The organism is Gemmobacter sp. (genome assembly GCF_016792925.1).
Taxonomy (GTDB): domain Bacteria; phylum Pseudomonadota; class Alphaproteobacteria; order Rhodobacterales; family Rhodobacteraceae; genus Gemmobacter.
The window spans coordinates 1-16,958 of sequence record NZ_JAEULU010000037.1; the positions used below are offsets into that span (position 1 = coordinate 1).

The window sequence follows — 16,958 nt, forward strand, 5'->3', positions numbered from 1 at the left end:
CAGAGCGGCAATCAGAAGGAGGCCGCCGCGCTTTTGTATCTGGCCGAGCTGCTGGGCGGTTCCGGCACCACCAGCCTCTTCGCCAAACAGCTGCAATTCACCGATCCGACCGCCGTTTACAGCTATGCCGCCTATGATGGCACGGCGCTGGACAGTGGCAGCTTCATCCTTGGCCTCATGCCTCTGCCCGGCATTCCCCCCGAACAGGCCGAGGCCGCGATGGACAAGGTGATTGCCGATTTCCTGAAATCCGGCCCCGATCCGGCGGCCTTTGACCGTATCCGCACCCAGCTGCGCGCCGCCGAGATCTATGGCCGCGATGATGTGCAGGATCAGGCGCAGCGCTATGGCGAGGCGCTGACCACCGGCCTCACGGTCGCGGATGTGCAGGCCTGGCCTCAGGTGCTGCAAGAGGTCACGCCCGATGACGTGATGCAGGCCGCCCGCAAGGTTCTGAACCGCAACAACGCCGTCACCGGCTGGCTGCTGACCGAAGAGGCCGCGCAATGAAACTCCTCCGCACGCTGGCCGCCGCCCTGTTCCTCGCCACGCCCCTGCACGCCGAAATCGCCATCCAGCAGGTCACCTCGCCCGGTGGCATCAAGGCCTGGCTGGTCGAGGAACCTTCGATCCCCTTCACCGCGCTGGAGATCCAGTTCAAGGGTGGCACCTCGCTGGATGCCCCCGGCAAACGCGGCGCCGTCAATCTGATGACCGCGCTGATCGAGGAAGGCGCGGCCGAGATGAACGCCCAGAAATTCGCCGAAAGCCGCGATGCCCTGGCCGCCAGTTTCCGCTTCAACGCCTCGGTCGATTCTGTCACCGTCTCGGCCCGGATGCTCACCGAAAACCGCAGCCGCGCCGCCGATCTGCTGCGCCTCGCCCTCACCGCCCCGCGCTTTGACCAGGACGCCATCGAACGCGTGCGCGGCCAGGTGCTGTCCGGCATCCGCGCCGCCGAGAAAGACCCCGGCGAGCTGGCGAATGACGCCTTCCGCCAACAGGCTTTCGGCAGCCACCCCTATGGCAGCTCGGGCGATGGCACCACCGCCAGCGTCACCGCGCTGACCCGCGAGGACATCCTCGCCGCCCATGCCGCCACCCTCGCGCGTGACCGTATCACCGTGGCCGCCGTGGGCGACATCACGCCCGAGGAACTGGGCGCGCTGCTGGATCAATTGCTGGGCGCGCTGCCCGCAACCGGCGCCGCGCTGCCCGGCCCCGCCCCGGTGGGCCTGACGGGCGGCACCACGCTGGTGCCCTTCCCCACGCCGCAAGCGGTGATCCTGTTCGGCCACGAGGGCATCCCGCGCGACGACCCCGATTATTTCGCCGCCTTCATCCTCAATGAAATCCTTGGCGGCGAGCGCTTCGGCTCGCGCCTCATGTCGGAACTGCGCGAGAAACGCGGCCTCACCTATGGCGTCTCCACCTGGCTGGCCGATTACAATCAGGCCGACCTCATGGCGGGCCAATTCGCCACCGATGCCAAAACCGTGCCCGAGGCGATCAGCGTCTTGCAAACCGAATGGGCGCGCGCGGCGGAAGGCGTGACCGAGGCCGAGCTGGCCTCTGCCAAAACCTATCTCACCGGCGCCTATCCGCTGCGTTTTGACGGCAATGGCACCATCGCGCAAATCCTTGTCGGCATGCAGTCCATCGGGCTTTCCCCCGATTACGTCACCAGCCGCAATGACAAGATCAACGCCGTGACGCTGGCGGATATGACCCGCGTGGCCAAGCGTCTGATCCGCCCGGATGGGCTGCGCATCGTGGTGGCTGGCCCGCCCGATACCCAGCTGACCAAACCCTGAACATTTGCGAACAAGCATGGCCGAATCCCTTCGGCCATGCTAGGTTTCGCGGCATGAGCGTCATTACCCCCCAGATAACGCGTCCCGTCATCCGCCAACTGGATGAGGCCGCCATCAACCGCATCGCCGCGGGCGAGGTGGTGGAGCGCCCGGCCTCCGCCGTGAAAGAGCTGGCGGAGAACGCGCTGGATGCCGGCGCCCGCCGTATCACGGTCGATTATGCCGATGGCGGAAAGACCCTGATCCGCGTCACCGATGATGGTTGTGGCATGACCGGCGACGACCTGCCGCTCGCCCTTTCGCGCCACGCCACCTCCAAGATCGACGGGTCAGACCTGCTGAACATCCGCAGCTTCGGCTTTCGCGGCGAGGCGCTGCCTTCGCTGGGCGCCGTGGGCCGCCTGACCCTCACCTCCCGCGCCGAAGGCCACGAGGCCGTTACCCTTGCCGTCGAGGGCGGGCGCATGGGCAGCCTGCGCCCCGCTGCGCTGACGCGCGGCACCGTGGTCGAGCTGCGCGACCTGTTCTTCGCCACCCCCGCGCGGCTGAAATTCATGCGCTCTGACCGGGCCGAGATGGGCGCGATTGCCGATGTGGTGAAGCGCCTTGCCTTGGCCGAACCCCATGTCGGCTTCACGCTGCGCGATGTGACCGGCGGTGGGGAGGGCAGGGTGATCTTCCGCGCCGATCCCGAAAACGGCGATCTGTTCAACGCCTTGCAAGGCCGCCTGACCCGCATTCTGGGCGCCGATTTCACCGATAACGCCCTGCCCATCGACCTCGACCGCGACGGGCTGCGCCTGATCGGTTACGCCGCCTTGCCCACCTATTCGCGCGGGTCTTCCGTGGCGCAATTCCTGTTCGTGAATGGCCGCCCGGTGCTGGACAAGCAATTGTTCGGCGCCCTGCGCGCCGCCTATATGGATGTCCTCAGCCGCGACCGTCACCCGGCGGCGGTGCTGAACATCGTCTGCGACCCCGAGCGGGTGGATGTGAACGTCCATCCCGCCAAATCCGAGGTCCGCTTCCGCGAGCCCGCCTTGGTGCGCGGCCTCATCGTTTCCGGCCTGCGGCTGGCGCTGCATGGGGCCGGGCACCGCGCCTCCTCGACCGTCGCCAGCGAAACGCTGGAGGCCTTCACCCCAGAGCCGCCGTCGCCCGCGCCCCTCCCGCGCATTTACCAGATGGACCGCCCGTCCCAAACCGCGCTGCGCAGCGCCTATGTGGCCCAAGCCCCGCTGCGCGATTTCGGCTTTGCCGAGGCCCCTTCGGCCCGCGTCGAGGCCACCGCCTCCCCTGTGCCTGCAAACGGGGCGCCCGACCTGACCGAACGCCCCTTGGGCGCCGCCCGCGCGCAGGTGCATGAAAATTACATCATTGCGCAAACCAGCCGGGGCATGGTGATCGTCGATCAGCATGCCGCGCATGAGCGCCTCGTCTACGAGCGCCTCAAGGCCCAGGCCGCCGACACTGGCATCGCCGCGCAGGCCCTGCTGATCCCCGAAATCGTCGAACTTTCCGAGCCTGACGCCGCCCGCCTGCTGGACATTGCCGAAGACCTCGCCGCCCTCGGCCTCGTGATCGAACCCTTTGGTGGTGGCGCCATCGCCGTGCGCGAAACCCCGGCGCTTCTGGGCCGCATCGACGCGGGCGCGCTGATCCGCGACATTCTCGATGATCTGGCCGATCTGGGCCGCTCCGACCGCCTGAAATCCCGCATTGATGCCGTGCTGTCGCGCATGGCCTGCCACGGTTCCATCCGCTCGGGCCGCCAGATGCGCGCCGAGGAGATGAACGCGCTGCTGCGCGAGATGGAGGCCACGCCGCTGTCAGGCCAGTGCAACCATGGCCGCCCGACTTACGTCCACCTCGCGCTCAGCGACATTGAGAAATTGTTTGGCCGCAGATGATCCGCCTTGGCACCATTGAACTGGCATGGAACGACCCGGCTGTGCTGATCGCCGCCGCCGTGCTGGCCGCAGTCTTCCTGCTGCTGGTGCTGATCCTGCGCGCCTCGGCCCGCGCGGTTGATCCGCTGGTGGCGCAGATGGGCTGGTTGGGCAACCGCGTGCAAAGCCTGGCCGAGGGGCAGGAACGCCTCGCCGGGGGCCTGCATCACGTCTCCGAGGCGCAGGCCCACAGCCAGACCGCCATGCTGCAAGTGATGGAACAGCGTCTGGCCGAGGTGCAGCGCCAGATGGGTGAAAGCCTGCATGGCAGCGCCACCCGCACCGCGCATAGTCTGGGCGAGCTGCACCAGCGCCTCGCCACCATCGACAAGGCGCAGGAGAACATCGAGAAACTCTCGGGCAACGTGTTGTCCTTGCAGGATATTCTCTCGAACAAACAGACGCGCGGCGCCTTTGGCGAAATTCAACTGCATGACATCGTGCAAAAGGCCCTGCCATCCGACAGCTACACCATGCAGGCCACGCTTTCCAACGGGCGCCGGGCCGATTGCCTGATCCACCTGCCGCACCCGCCCGGCCCCATCGCCATCGACAGCAAATTCCCGCTGGAGGCCTATGAGGCCCTGCGCCGGGCCGAGACGCAGGCCGATCTCGATCTGGCCGCCCGGATGCTGCGCACCGCCGTGCGCAGCCATCTGCGCGCCATTGCCGAGAAGTATATTCTTGAGGGCGAAACCGCCGATGGCGCGCTGATGTTCCTGCCCTCCGAGGCGGTCTATGCCGAACTGCACGCCAATTTCCCCGATCTGGTGCGCGAGGGCTTTGCGCTCAAGGTCTGGATCGTGTCGCCCACCACCTGCATGGCGGTGCTGAACACCATGCGCGCCGTGCTGAAAGATGCCCGGATGCGCGAACAGGCCGGGGCCATCCGCAAGGAACTGGCGATGCTCTATCAGGATGTGACGCGGCTGGGTGACCGTGTGTCGAATCTCGACCGCCACTTTGGCCAGGCCGCCAAAGACCTGGATGAGATTCGCATCAGCGCCGACAAGGCCGGCAAACGCGCCCGCCGTCTGGACAATTTCGATTTCGAGGAACTGGCGCCCGAAACCGCCCAGATGATTGGCGCGGCGGAATAATCACTCCGCCGCCAGCGACCCCGAGGCCGCGAAGGCCGCCACGATCCCCGCCACCACCTGCGCCATCACCCCGGCAAAAGCCGCGAAATCGGCACTCTTTTCGATTCGCGCCTCATCCATATACAGCGCCCGGTCGATCTCGATCTGCACCGCATGATGCCCGCGCGAGGGGCGGCCATAGGCCTGCGTGATATAGGCCCCCGCAAAGGGCGCATTGCGCGCCACCCGCAGCCCCGCCGCCGTAAAAGCCGCCTCGATCCGGTCCACCACGCCCCGGCCCGCCGCCGCCCCGAAACGGTCGCCCAGCACCACCTCCGGGCGCGGCGCGCCGGGGCGGCTTTGCCCCTCCAGCGCCTCATGCGGCATCGAGTGGCAGTCGATCAGCACCGCCTCGCCAAAGCCCGCCCGCGTTTCCGCCATCAAGGCCGCCATCGCCGCGTGATAGGGCTGCCAGAATCGCGCCAGCCGGTCCTCCGCCTCAGCCCGCGCGATTTTCCCGCGATAAATCGACCGTCCCTGCGCCACAACGCGCGGAATCACCCCCAACCCCGAGGAAATCCGCGGGTTATGCGGGCTGCGCGTCACCCCCTCGATCAGCGCCGGGTCCAGCTCATCCGGGGCGCGGTTCAGGTCGATATAGGCGCGCGGCGCATTGGCCAGCAGCAAGGGCGCCCCCAGCCGGGGCGCGCCCGCGAACAGCTCATCGACCCAGGCATCCTCCGACGAGCGGATCATCCGCCCGTCCAGCGCGGTGCGCGCCAGCAATTGCGCCGGATAGGCCCGCCCGCTATGGGGCGAGGAGAAGACCAGCGGCACCCGCTGGCGCAAGGGCCGGATCAGATCATAGGCCTCGGTGGCGGTGCGCATCGTCATGGCCCAGATATAGCCCAGAAATTTTCTGTGCCAAATCCCCTTGATCCCCCCGGCGACTCTCTTTATAGACCCCTCACCGACGCGGAGTTGCCGCGCCTGTTCATGTTGAACATGGCAGCAGCAGCGCCGAACCGGAGCGTGGGCGGTTAGCTCAGCGGTAGAGCACTACGTTGACATCGTAGTGGCCACTGGTTCGATCCCAGTACCGCCCACCATTTCACCGCTTTCGCAAGAAGGCACAAGATTCAAGGCGCACGTCGCCGCGATATGGAGATGGCCATGAAGGTCAAAAACTCGCTGCGTTCGCTGAAGACGCGTCACCGCGACTGTCAGGTTGTGCGCCGTAAAGGCCGGGTCTATGTGATCAACAAGACCCAGAAGCGCTACAAAGCCCGTCAGGGCTGATCCGCGCTCAGGCGTTGGTTTGAAAACCGCTGTGGGAAACCACGGCGGTTTTTTCGTTTGGCGGTTTTGGTTTTACCACGATCTTTTACAGGAAGGCGATCTGGTCACTCTCTGTGTTTAATTCAAATGTCCAGTGATTTTAATTTTTGTTGCGTGAGCCTCAGGGCCATTTGCGAGACAGGAACGCCACCATGTTAAAACAAGCCATGATCTACTGCGCCGCCTTCCTTGCGGCTTTCGCTCTGTATTCCTTGATTATGCTCATTGTGGCTATCAACCCCAATCAGAGCTGGAGAAATCCGCATCTCGAGCCGTTCATCGACATGATCGCTCCGGGCAGAAGCCGGTTTGTGATGTATCTTCTCAAGCATGCGGTCGAAACCTCCCTGCCCTTTGTCTTGGCTTATTGGGTCGCGCGTCGCCTGACGGGCGGTAAGGCTCGGGCATCAGGCGCCATGATCCTTTATGCGGTTTTTTTGGTGTGGTCTGGCTGGATCGGGCTTCAGATTAAAACGTCTGAAAGTCTGTTATACATGTTCCTTGTCGGGCTTGCCGGCACATTCTTCGGCGGTTTTGGCCTCTATATGACGCTGGTTGCGCCACGCCGCGCGTAACTTCCGCCTGACAACGGCCGGTTTATGCGGCAAGTTTCCAATCAGAGGCCATTCGGCCGCACATTTCTTTGGCCCCTTCCAGGAAGGTCACCCCCCATGCGCCTGTTCCACTCCCCCGCCTCGCCCTTCGTGCGCAAGGTCATGGTCACTCTCATCGAAACCGGCATGGCCGGGCGGGTGACGTTGATCAACACCGCCACCACCCCCATGGCCCCCGATGCAGGGCTGATTGGCTCCAACCCCTTGGGCAAGATACCGGCGCTGGAGCTGGATTCGGGCGAGGTGATCGTGGACAGCCGGGTGATCTGCCGCTGGATTGATGCGCAGACGAATGACGGGGCGGGGGCGGGTCTTTACGGCCCCGCCGGGCAGGAATGGCCGCTGCTGACGCTGGAGGCGATGGCCGATGGCGTCCTCGATGCCGCCGTGCTGATGGTCTATGAATGGCGCATGCGCCCCGAAGAGCGCCGCCACGCGCCCTGGGTCGAGGGCCAATGGTCCAAGATCGCCCGGGCGCTGGATGCCATCGACTCCCGCTGGATGCACCATCTGGAGGCGCCGCTGAATATCGGCCAGATCGCCATGGGCGCCGTGCTCGGCTATCTCGATTTCCGCCACCCCGACCGCCAATGGCGCGCCGCCCACCCCCACCTCGCCGCCTGGGAGGCCGACTTCTCCACCCGCCCGTCGATGCAACAGACGGCGCCAGTGGTGGTCTGAAACATCTGGGTTTGGCCGAGGCCATCGCCTCGGTCACGCGGCACCGTTTCCACATCGGGCCGGGGCCCGAAGCCCCCGGCCAGCGCCCGCCCCGCCGGGGGCGGGTGCTTCGCACCCACCGGGCGGGCGCTGGCCTCTCGGTCTTGGGCGGAAAGGGTCTTGCGGCGCTGCTCCCACAGGGCCGGGGAAACGCGGTGCGTTTCCTTGATCCGGCCCAATTGGCCGCAGCGCCCCCTCGGTCACGCCGCGCCGGTCCCGCAGCGCGCGGGGAAACGCGGTGCGTTTCCTGATCCGCCCGCGTTGGTGCGGCTGGCACCCCCCTGTTAGCGCCGCCATAGGAAGCCACAGCGCGCCTTCAAGGTCACACAGTTACAAAACCACCATTTCCCTGCCCCTGCGCGCCTTTGACCGCTGGACGTGAGGCGGGGGCTTGGCTAAAACCCGCCCATCCGGGTCGTGGGCAACCACTGCCTTTGATATTGCATGGGTCGCATGAGGCGGCCCTTGAGAGGGAGAAGATCTCGTGTCCCACGCAGAAGATCACGCAGGCACCCGCAGGGATTTCCTGTATTATGCCACGGCCGGGGCCGGTGCTGTCGCCGCTGGCGCCGCCGGCTGGACGCTGGTCAACCAGATGAACGCCTCCGCCGATGTGCGCGCCCTTGCCTCGATCTATGTCGATGTGTCGGGCGTGGCCGTGGGCTCGCAGCTGACCGTCAAATGGCGCGGCAAGCCGGTCTTCATCCGCCGCCGCACCCCCGAGGAGATCGAGGCCGCCCGCGCTGTCAAGCTGGACGAGCTGATCGATTCCAACTCGGAAAACGCCAACAAGCCGGGTTCCGACGCCTCTGACGCCAATCGCAGCCTCGACGAGACCGGCGAATGGCTGGTCATGCTGGGCGTTTGCACCCATCTGGGCTGCGTGCCGCTGGGCAATGGCTCGGGCGAGTTCGGCGGCTGGTTCTGCCCCTGCCACGGCTCGCATTACGACACCGCAGGCCGCATCCGCAAAGGGCCTGCCCCGCGCAATCTGGCCGTGCCGGTGGCCAAATTCACCGACGAAGCCAAAACCACCATCCTGCTGGGCTGAGGAGAGACCACATGGCCGGTATTCCGCACGACCATTACGAGCCCAAATCGGGTCTCGAAAAGTGGCTCCACAAGCGCCTCCCGATCGTGGGCCTTGTCTATGACACGCTGGTGATTCCCACTCCCAAGAACCTGAACTGGATGTGGATCTGGGGCATCATCCTGACCTTCTGCCTGGCGCTGCAAATCATCACCGGTATCGTGCTGGTGATGCATTACACGCCGCATGTCGATCTGGCCTTCGCCAGCGTTGAACATATCATGCGCGACGTGAATGGCGGCTGGGCCCTGCGCTATCTGCACGCCAACGGCGCCTCGCTGTTCTTCGTGGCCGTTTACCTGCATATCTTCCGCGGCCTTTACTACGGGTCGTATAAAGCCCCGCGCGAAGTGACCTGGATCATCGGCATGATCATCTACCTGATGATGATGGGCACCGCCTTCATGGGCTATGTGCTGCCCTGGGGCCAGATGTCCTTCTGGGGCGCCACCGTGATCACCGGCCTGTTCGGCGCGATTCCCGGCATTGGCGAATCGATCCAGGCCTGGCTGCTGGGCGGCCCGGCGGTCGATAACGCCACGCTGAACCGCTTCTTCTCGCTGCATTACCTGCTGCCCTTCGTGATCGCGGCGCTGGTCGCCGTTCACATCTGGGCCTTCCACACCACCGGCAACAACAACCCGACCGGGGTTGAGGTCCGCCGTGGCTCCAAGGAAGAAGCCGAGCGCGACACCGTGCCGTTCTGGCCCTATTACGTCATCAAGGATCTCTTCGCCCTGGCGGTGATTCTGGTGGTGTTCTTCGCCATTGTCGGTTTCATGCCGAACTACCTCGGCCACCCCGACAACTATATCGAGGCGAACCCGCTCTCGACGCCCGCGCATATCGTGCCGGAATGGTATTTCCTGCCGTTCTACGCCATCCTGCGCGCTTTCACCGCCGATGTCTGGGTGGTGCAGCTGGTGAACTTCCTGTCCTTCGGCATCATCGACGCCAAGTTCTTCGGCGTGATCGCCATGTTCGGCGCCATCGCCGTGATGGCCCTGGCACCCTGGCTCGATACCTCCCGCGTGCGTTCGGGCCGTTACCGCCCGATGTTCAAATGGTGGTTCGCGCTGCTGTGCTTTGACTTCATCGTGCTGATGTGGGTGGGCGCGATGCCGGCCGAGTTCCCCTATGACTGGATCTCGCTGATCGCATCGGCCTATTGGTTCGCCTATTTCCTCGTCATCCTGCCGCTGCTGGGCATCATCGAAAAGCCCCTGCCGCTGCCTGCGACGATCGAGGAAGACTTCAAAGCCCATTACCCGGCTGCCGAGTGAGAGAGGAAACGACGAAGATGCTTCGCAAAATCGCAATCAGCGCCGTCTCCGCCTTTTGCCTGATGACGGGCGCCGCGCAAGCGGCTGGGGGCGAAGGCCATATCCACGACACCGCCTTCGCGCATGAAGGCCCCTTCGGCACGTTCGACAAGAACCAGCTGCAACGCGGCCTTCAGGTCTACACCGAGGTCTGCTCCTCCTGCCACGGCCTGAAATTCGTCCCGGTCCGCACCCTTGCGGATGAGGGCGGGCCAGAGCTTCCGGCGGATCAGGTGCGCGCCTATGCGGCGGGCCTGGACGCGGTGGTCACCCCCACCGGGGATGAGCGTCCGCGCGAATGGACCGACAAGTTCCCCGCCCGTTCGGGCGAGGGCATGGGCCCGGATCTCAGCCTGATGGCCAAGGCCCGTGCGGGCTTCCACGGCCCCTATGGCTCGGGGATCAACCAGCTGGTGAAGGGCATTGGCGGCCCGGAATATGTCGTCGCCATCCTGACCGGCTATACCGGCGAGACCAAGGAAGAGGCTGGCACCACCTTCTATGCCAACACCGCCTTCCCCGGTGGCTGGATCGCCATGCCGCCTCCGCTGGCCGATGATCAGGTGACCTATGCCGATGGCCACCCGGCCACGATGCACCACATGGCCGAGGACGTGGCGTCCTTCCTGATGTGGACCGCCGAGCCGCATATGATGGCGCGCAAGCACATGGGCTTTGTCGCCGTGCTGTTCCTCATCGGCCTGTCGGCCCTGCTGTATCTGACCAACAAGAAATTGTGGGCAGGTGTGAAGGGCAAGAAGGTCGCCTGACCTTCGCGCCACGCGCAGAATTGAAACCCCCGCGGGCGACCGCGGGGGTTTTCTTTTGACAGGTTTCAAATGGCCGAGGCCATCGCCGAGGTCAGGTTGAAGCGTTTCCGCATTCGGGCCGGTGGCCCAAAGCCAGCGGCCCGCACCGGCCCTCCGGGCGGCGGTTGCGGGCCTCTGATGGGGATGCGGGGCCGGTCTTGCGGGGCCGGTCTTGCGGCGCCTTGGTCGCGTTGGGCTGGGAAAGGCGATGCCTTTCCTGATCCGCCCGATGGCCTCGACCATCGCAAACGGTATCCACCGTTACACTTTGCCCGATTTTCCGGGCCAAACTGTATGGGCCGTTACCCTTTCACAGCGCCGTTGCGGGCAGACCCAGCTTGGCCGTCAGCGCGCCCAGAACCGCGCGGTTCTCTGCGCTCCAGTCGGCCTTGCGGGCGGCAAACAGCGTCGCCTGACTGGCGTGAATCACCGCATCTTGCAGGATTTTCAAATGGTTGGCCCGCAGCGTCTCGCCGGTCGAGGTGATGTCGGCAATCGCCTCGGCGGTCAGGTTCTTCACCGTGCCCTCCGTCGCGCCCTGACTGTCCACCAACTGATAATCGGCCACCCCGTTCAAGGTCAGGTAATCCCGCACAAGCCTATGATATTTCGTGGCAATTCTCAAACGGAAGCCGTGCTTCTCGCGAAACGCCGCCGCCGCCGCGTCCAGATCATCCAGGCTTTCCACATCGACCCAGGCGCTCGGCACCGCCAGAATCAGGTCCGCATGCCCGAATCCCAGCAGCGCCATTTCCGCCACCTGGGTTTCCCAATCCGCCAATTTGTCGCGCACCAGATCCGACCCGGTGACCCCAAGGTGAATGCGCCCGGCAGACAGTTCGCGCGGAATTTCACCTGCGGAAAGCAGCACCAGCTCGGCCCCGTCAACCCCTTGAATTTCCCCGGAATACTCGCGCTCAGCCCCGCTCTGGCGCATGGTCACGCCGCGCGCGCCGAACCAGTCAAAGGTCTTTTCCATCAGCCGCCCCTTGGACGGCACCCCGATTTTCAGGCTCATCTCAGACCCCTTTCAGCGCAGCCAGCAGCGCCGGGCGCAGGATGCCCCCCACTGCGGGGATGGAGCGTCCCTGACCGAGAATGGCCGTCAGCGCGTCATAGCGCCCGCCCGAGGCGACGGGGGGCGCGTCTGCGTCAAGCCCTTGGAACGAAAAGACAAAACCGTCGTAATATTCCAGCGTGCTGCGGCCATGGCTGGCCTCGAAGGGCAGGGTGGCTGTGTCGATGCCGCGCGCCCGCAATGCCGCGAGCCGCGCCTCGAACCGATCCACAGCCCCAGATATGGTGGGCATCAACGGCTGGATACCCCGCAGGTGGTGCAAAGCGGCATCGGCCGGTGCGGCCAGCCCAATCAGATCATACATCAGCGCCGCCTCGGGCGCCGCAATCGGCGCGGTTTCGGCATCCTCCAGCAGCGCCTGCGCCCGCGCAGCCACCTCGGCCTCGCTGCGCAGCCCGATCTGCGGCCCGGCGTCGTCCAGCAAGCCTTTGAGATCATTGGATTTCAACCGATCCAGCAGCGCCGCGCGGGCAGGCGGCAGCGCGGCCCGCCCGGTGAACCGATCCAGCAGCGCCCGAAACCGCCGGGGCCGCCAGACATGCCGCCGCAGCGCCGCCTTGCGCCGCGCGGTGGTGGTCAGCCCCTCGATTGCAGCCAGCAAAATGCCAATGTCACCGATCAGCGGGCGCAGGCCAAGCCCTTGAACCAGCTCGGAAAACAGCGCAAATACTTCGGCATCTGCCGCCACGGCGTCGCGGTCGAAGACCTCGAACCCGACTTGCAGATATTCGCTGGCGCGCGGCCCCAGATGATCCTGCTTGCGGAACACCTCGCCCATATAGCAATAGCGCGCGGGTTCCGCCCCGTCTTGCATATGCGCCTGCACCACCGGCACAGTGAAATCGGGGCGCAGCACCATCTCGCCACGCAGCGGGTCTTGCGTGACATAGGCGCGGGCGCGAATGTCCTCGCCGTATAAATCCAGAAGGATTTCAGCGGGTTGCAGCACATCTGCCTCGACCGGAACCGCGCCCGCCGCGCGGAAGGCCGCAAACAGCCGCTCGGCCTCGGCGCGGGTTTCCGGGGTGATCGTCATCCGAACACCCCAAGGTCGACAATCATTCTTCCAGATTGGTCATATACTTTGCCGCCTCTCAGCTGGTAGCCGGTTATGGAAAGAGTGTTTGCGACTTCTCGAACCAGTTCTGATTTTGGAATTTTTCTTTGGTTGAAATGGGAACTCCAGCCATCTTTTGACGTCTCGAATTCTGTAGCCAGTAGGTTCCCCAAACGAAGGTCACGGATGATAACCTCGTCCTTTGCGGCCTCGTCGCCGCCTTGAATCACCGCTACCGGGCTTTCGCGTTTATCAGCGTATTTCAATTGGTTACCGAAGTTCTTCGGGTTGCCCAGATAGGCCTCGGCGCGGATACCGGCGCGGCGCAGCTCGCCGACCATGCCCATGTAATCGCCCATCCGGTCGCGATCCATCACGGTGACAATGACCGGGCCGGGCGCCGCCGCCCCCACGCGCCCCTTGGCGCGCAGCGCGGCCAGCAGGCGGTCCACCCCGATGGACACGCCAGTCGCAGGCACCGCCTGCCCGGTGAAGCGCTTCACCAGATCATCATAGCGCCCGCCGCCCGAAACCGAGCCGAACTGCCGCTTGCGGCCTTTTTCGTCAAGGATTTCAAAGGTCAGCTCGGCCTCGAACACCGGGCCGGTATAGTAGCCAAGCCCGCGCACCACGCCCGGGTCCACCACGATGCGGTCTGCGCCATAGCCCTGCACATCCAGCAATTCGGCCATGGTTTCAAGCTCTTGCACGCCCTCCAGCCCGATGACCGAGGCGCCGACCAGATCGCGCAGCCGTGCCGCTGTCGCGGCGCCGGTGTTGCGCTTGGCGGCCATGAAGGCCATCACGACCTCGGCCTGTTCGTCCGAAAGGCCCGCGCCCTTGGTGAAATCACCCGACTCGTCCTTGCGCCCGGCGCCCAGCAGCGCCCGCACGCCCGCATCGCCCAGACGGTCAATCTTGTCGATGGCGCGCAGCACGATGCCGCGTTCGGCCTCGAAGCGGGTGGGGTCGCTCGGGTCCAGCACGCCCGCCACTTCCATCACGCCATTCAGCACTTTGCGGTTGTTGACCCGCACGATGTAATCGCCGCGCGGAATGCCGACCACCTCCAGCGCATCCGAGAGCATGGCGCAAATCTCGGCATCCGCGGCGACGGTGGGCGAGCCGACCGTATCGGCATCGCATTGATAAAACTGGCGAAAACGCCCCGGTCCCGGCTTTTCATTGCGCCAGACCGGCCCCATCGCATAGCGGCGATAGGGCGAGGGCAGATCGTTGCGGAACTGGGCGGCCACACGGGCCAAGGGTGCCGTCAGGTCATAGCGCAGGGCCAGCCACTGCTCGTCCTCGTCCTGCCAGCCAAAGACGCCCTCATTCGGGCGGTCGACATCGGGCAGGAACTTGCCAAGCGCCTCAACCGTTTCCACGGCCGAAGTTTCCAGCGGATCAAAGCCGTAAGCATGGTAAACCCCGGCGATCTGGTCGAGCATCGCCTTGCGTTCGGTGACCTCGGCCCCGAAGTAATCACGAAACCCCTTGGGCGGTTCGGCCTTGGGGCGGCGGGCGGGTTTATCCTTGGACATGGGCGGCCTCGCTTGCAATCGGGTCTGCCTTAGCGGATGGACCCTTGCAGAACAAGTGGAGGCAGGCATGGAAGCGGTTCAGGCCCTGGAGGAAAAGCTGGCGCATCTGATGCGCGCGGTGGACGAGATGTCGGATGAGATGGCCCGGCAGGGGCGCGAGATCGACGTGCTGACCCGCCGCGTGGCCATGCTGTTGCAGCGCGAGGCAGAACGCGAGGCCAGCGAGGGCGAGGGGCTGGGGGCGATTCCCCTGGCCGATCAGAAACCGCCGCATTGGTAGGCAGACCGCTGCTGCTTTGGGCGGCGGAGGGCAATAAAATTCCCTGCCGGGGGGAGCCTGCGCAAGGTTTCGCGCGTCTGGCCTATGCTGCGCTGCAACAGGCGGGCAGATTCACGCCAAGACCACCTCGGGAGGCCCCGCCGATCTTGCAAAGCATATCTGCACACCGATATAGCAACCGGGAAATGGGCCTCCTGTCGGGCGCCCCGTAAGTATCGGATATACAGCATGTCCTTCGGCCGCAAAGCCGCACATCACCTCTCGCGCCGGGCGCTGATTCTTTCAGCGGTGTCGGTGTCTGCCGTCGCCGCGAGCGGCCTGCTGGGCACAGGCGCCCTGGCGCAGGACGCGGCGCCTGCCCCGGCCTCTGCTGCGCCGCAGCAATTCAGCTTCGACATGCTGACCCTGTCGATGCAGGACAAGGCCAAGCAACCCTATGTCGCGCCGGAGAAAATCAGCGGCTTCTTTGCCGGGCTGAAATATGACGATTACCGTCTGGTCAGCTTTGACCCCGAGCGCGCGCGCTGGCTGGAGGCTCCGAAGGCCGATGGCGGCCCGGTCAGCCAGTTCCAGCTGCACGCCTTCCCGATGGGCTGGCTGTTCGCGGAACCCGTGACCATGTTCGAGGTCAAGGATGGTCTGGCCACCGAGATGGGCTTTACCACCGACGATTTCCGCTTTCTGAACGAGCTGGCCGCCAAGGTGCCTGCGGGCGAGAAGATGCCGGGTGTTGCGGGCTTCCGCCTGCATTACCCGCTGAATCGTCTGGATGTGATGGATGAGGTCGTGGCCTTCCTCGGCGCCTCCTACTTCCGCGCGCTTGGCATGGGTTCGGCCTATGGGCTGTCGGCCCGCGGTCTGGCGCTGAACACCGCGACCGATGTGGCCGAAGAATTCCCGCGCTTCTCGTCCTTCTGGATCGAAAAGCCAGTGGCGGGCGCGCGCGAGATCGTGGTTTATGCCGCGCTGGAATCGCCCAGCGTGACCGGCGCCTATCGCTTTGCCATCCGTCCCGGCGAGGAAACCGAGATGGACGTGACCGCGCGTCTGTTCTTCCGCGCCGATGTGAAGCAACTGGGCATCGCGCCGTTGACCTCGATGTATCTGTTCTCCGAGCGCAACCGTCACCAGTTCGACGATTTCCGCCCGCAGGTGCATGACAGCGACGGGCTGCGCATCACCCGCACCAGCGGCGATCTGCTGTGGCGCCCGCTGAGCAATCCGCCGCGTCTGGCGGGGTCGTATCTGGCCGAACAAAGCCTGCGCTCTTTCGGGCTGCATCAGCGCGACCGCATCTGGGAACATTATCAGGACAGCGAGGCGCGCTATGAGCGCCGCCCCTCGCTGGAGGTGGAGCCGCTGGGCGATTGGGGCAAGGGTGCCGTGCGTCTGGTCGAGATCCCCTCCGATCTGGAAGTGAATGACAATATCGTCGCCTTCTGGGTGCCCGAGGGCGAGGTGAAGGCCGGGGATACGCGCGAATTCGCCTATCGGTTGCGCTGGGGTGACCTGCCGGTTGAAGATCAGGTCGAGCTTGCCTATGTGCTGGAGACCCGTTCGGGCGTCGGTGGCGTCTCGGGCGTGGAAAGCGCAGATAACCTGCGCAAGTTCGTGATTGATTTCACCGGCGGCCCGTTGAACCCGCTGCCCGCCGATGCGCCGGTCGAGGCCGTGGTGACGGTGCATGGCGGCGAGATCGCCTCGCAGAACCTGCACCGCGTCTGGGGCAGCGATACCTGGCGGCTGGCGATGGACATCAAGGCCGAACCCGGCGCGACGGTCGAGATGGTCGCCCATGTCGCGGGCTTTGGTCGCAAACTTTCGGAAACCTGGCTCTATCAGTGGATCAACGCGTGATGATGAACATTGCCTCCCTTCCCGCCGCTGAGATTGACGCGCGCGTTCAGGCCATTGGCACGCCCTTGGCCGCGCCGCTGGCGATGCCCCGGCAAGTGCTGGAATCGGTCGAGCCGCTGTCGCTGCGCCGCCTGCTGCGCGGAGTGCTGAGCGCGCTGCATATCGGGCCTGCGCCGCGCCAGGAGATGTAATTCATGACGCCCCATGCAACGCGCGGCTTGCCCGCGCGTGACCCGGCCGCGCGCAGGACAACCCTGTCGCGCGGCATTGCCATTCTGCTCAGCCTGCTGGCCGCCATCGGCGCGTTTTTCCTGTTCCTGCAATTCGGCTGGTCGGACGGGGTGGATGTGATCGACCTGCTGCGCGCGGTGCTGATCTTCATCAGCACCTGGTGGCTGGCCTGGGGG

At 65.1% G+C, this 16,958-nt stretch carries 16 protein-coding genes, 1 tRNA gene and 2 pseudogenes; 15 read left to right on the forward strand and 4 right to left on the reverse strand.

All coding sequences use genetic code 11. The features are described from left to right. The 4 genes from JNN06_RS01870 to rmuC all read left to right on the forward strand — a co-directional run. Nucleotides 1–510: insulinase family protein (locus JNN06_RS01870; RefSeq protein ID WP_291237902.1), on the forward strand; the 510-nt coding region annotated here is incomplete at its 5' end. Continuing rightward, complete coding sequence (locus JNN06_RS01875) at nucleotides 507–1,814, forward strand: pitrilysin family protein (protein WP_291237903.1); 1,308 nt, start codon at nucleotides 507–509, stop codon at nucleotides 1,812–1,814. The genes JNN06_RS01870 and JNN06_RS01875, both read left to right, overlap by 4 nt. Nucleotides 1,815–1,867: 53 nt before the next feature. Continuing rightward, complete coding sequence (mutL, locus tag JNN06_RS01880; protein WP_291237904.1) at nucleotides 1,868–3,724, forward strand: DNA mismatch repair endonuclease MutL; 1,857 nt, start codon at nucleotides 1,868–1,870, stop codon at nucleotides 3,722–3,724. Next, a complete protein-coding gene (rmuC, locus tag JNN06_RS01885; RefSeq protein ID WP_291237905.1) occupies nucleotides 3,721–4,863 on the forward strand; it encodes a DNA recombination protein RmuC in 1,143 nt (380 codons plus the stop codon). Before mutL ends, rmuC begins: the two co-directional genes overlap by 4 nt. On the opposite strand, the gene JNN06_RS01890 is transcribed toward rmuC, so the two are convergent. Next, nucleotides 4,864–5,730, reverse strand: coding sequence for an N-formylglutamate amidohydrolase (locus JNN06_RS01890; RefSeq protein WP_291237917.1), 867 nt, complete (start codon nucleotides 5,728–5,730; stop codon nucleotides 4,864–4,866). Between the two features lie 146 nt (nucleotides 5,731–5,876). Between JNN06_RS01890 and JNN06_RS01895 the strand changes: the two genes are divergently transcribed. The 7 genes from JNN06_RS01895 to JNN06_RS01925 all read left to right on the forward strand — a co-directional run bounded on the left by JNN06_RS01895 (nucleotide 5,877) and on the right by JNN06_RS01925 (nucleotide 10,696). Beyond that, nucleotides 5,877–5,951: transfer RNA gene (locus tag JNN06_RS01895), tRNA-Val, on the forward strand. A gap of 64 nt (nucleotides 5,952–6,015) precedes the next feature. Then, on the forward strand, nucleotides 6,016–6,141 hold the full coding sequence (gene ykgO / locus JNN06_RS01900) for a type B 50S ribosomal protein L36 (RefSeq protein WP_054302743.1): 126 nt from the start codon (nucleotides 6,016–6,018) through the stop codon (nucleotides 6,139–6,141). 191 nt (nucleotides 6,142–6,332) lie between these two features. Beyond that, nucleotides 6,333–6,755, forward strand: coding sequence for a hypothetical protein (locus JNN06_RS01905; protein WP_291237906.1), 423 nt, complete (start codon nucleotides 6,333–6,335; stop codon nucleotides 6,753–6,755). A gap of 96 nt (nucleotides 6,756–6,851) precedes the next feature. After that, nucleotides 6,852–7,475 (forward strand): glutathione S-transferase, encoded by a 624-nt coding sequence (locus JNN06_RS01910; protein WP_291237907.1) that lies wholly within the window; start codon nucleotides 6,852–6,854, stop codon nucleotides 7,473–7,475. A 523-nt stretch (nucleotides 7,476–7,998) separates the two neighbouring features. Further along, complete coding sequence (gene petA, locus JNN06_RS01915; protein ID WP_291237908.1) at nucleotides 7,999–8,565, forward strand: ubiquinol-cytochrome c reductase iron-sulfur subunit; 567 nt, start codon at nucleotides 7,999–8,001, stop codon at nucleotides 8,563–8,565. Between the two features lie 11 nt (nucleotides 8,566–8,576). After that, nucleotides 8,577–9,887, forward strand: coding sequence for a cytochrome b (gene petB, locus JNN06_RS01920; RefSeq protein WP_291237909.1), 1,311 nt, complete (start codon nucleotides 8,577–8,579; stop codon nucleotides 9,885–9,887). A gap of 17 nt (nucleotides 9,888–9,904) precedes the next feature. Beyond that, nucleotides 9,905–10,696 carry a cytochrome c1 gene (locus JNN06_RS01925; protein WP_291237910.1) on the forward strand — a complete coding sequence of 264 codons (792 nt, stop codon included), beginning with the start codon at nucleotides 9,905–9,907 and terminating at the stop codon, nucleotides 10,694–10,696. Nucleotides 10,697–11,045: 349 nt separating this feature from the next. On the opposite strand, the gene hisG is transcribed toward JNN06_RS01925, so the two are convergent. The 3 genes and pseudogenes from hisG to hisS form a co-directional block, all read right to left on the reverse strand. After that, nucleotides 11,046–11,753 carry an ATP phosphoribosyltransferase gene (gene hisG, locus JNN06_RS01930; protein WP_291237911.1) on the reverse strand — a complete coding sequence of 236 codons (708 nt, stop codon included), beginning with the start codon at nucleotides 11,751–11,753 and terminating at the stop codon, nucleotides 11,046–11,048. A gap of 1 nt (nucleotide 11,754) precedes the next feature. Further along, entirely contained in the window at nucleotides 11,755–12,849 is a 1,095-nt protein-coding gene (locus tag JNN06_RS01935) for an ATP phosphoribosyltransferase regulatory subunit (protein ID WP_291237912.1), read from the reverse strand. A 77-nt stretch (nucleotides 12,850–12,926) separates the two neighbouring features. Beyond that, nucleotides 12,927–14,414: pseudogene (gene hisS / locus JNN06_RS01940) on the reverse strand (histidine--tRNA ligase); the annotation flags it as partial. 67 nt (nucleotides 14,415–14,481) lie between these two features. Between hisS and JNN06_RS01945 the strand changes: the two are divergent. From JNN06_RS01945 to JNN06_RS01960, 4 genes and pseudogenes are all read left to right on the forward strand, one after another. After that, complete coding sequence (locus JNN06_RS01945) at nucleotides 14,482–14,694, forward strand: SlyX family protein (protein WP_291237914.1); 213 nt, start codon at nucleotides 14,482–14,484, stop codon at nucleotides 14,692–14,694. A 228-nt stretch (nucleotides 14,695–14,922) separates the two neighbouring features. Beyond that, nucleotides 14,923–16,551 carry a glucan biosynthesis protein G gene (locus JNN06_RS01950; protein ID WP_291237915.1) on the forward strand — a complete coding sequence of 543 codons (1,629 nt, stop codon included), beginning with the start codon at nucleotides 14,923–14,925 and terminating at the stop codon, nucleotides 16,549–16,551. Continuing rightward, the gene (locus tag JNN06_RS01955; RefSeq protein WP_291237916.1) at nucleotides 16,551–16,742 is read left to right on the forward strand and encodes a hypothetical protein; all 192 of its coding nucleotides are present in this window, start codon (nucleotides 16,551–16,553) and stop codon (nucleotides 16,740–16,742) included. The genes JNN06_RS01950 and JNN06_RS01955 overlap by 1 nt, the downstream gene beginning before the upstream one ends. Nucleotides 16,743–16,745: 3 nt before the next feature. After that, nucleotides 16,746–16,958, forward strand: a pseudogene (locus JNN06_RS01960) (hypothetical protein); the annotation flags it as partial.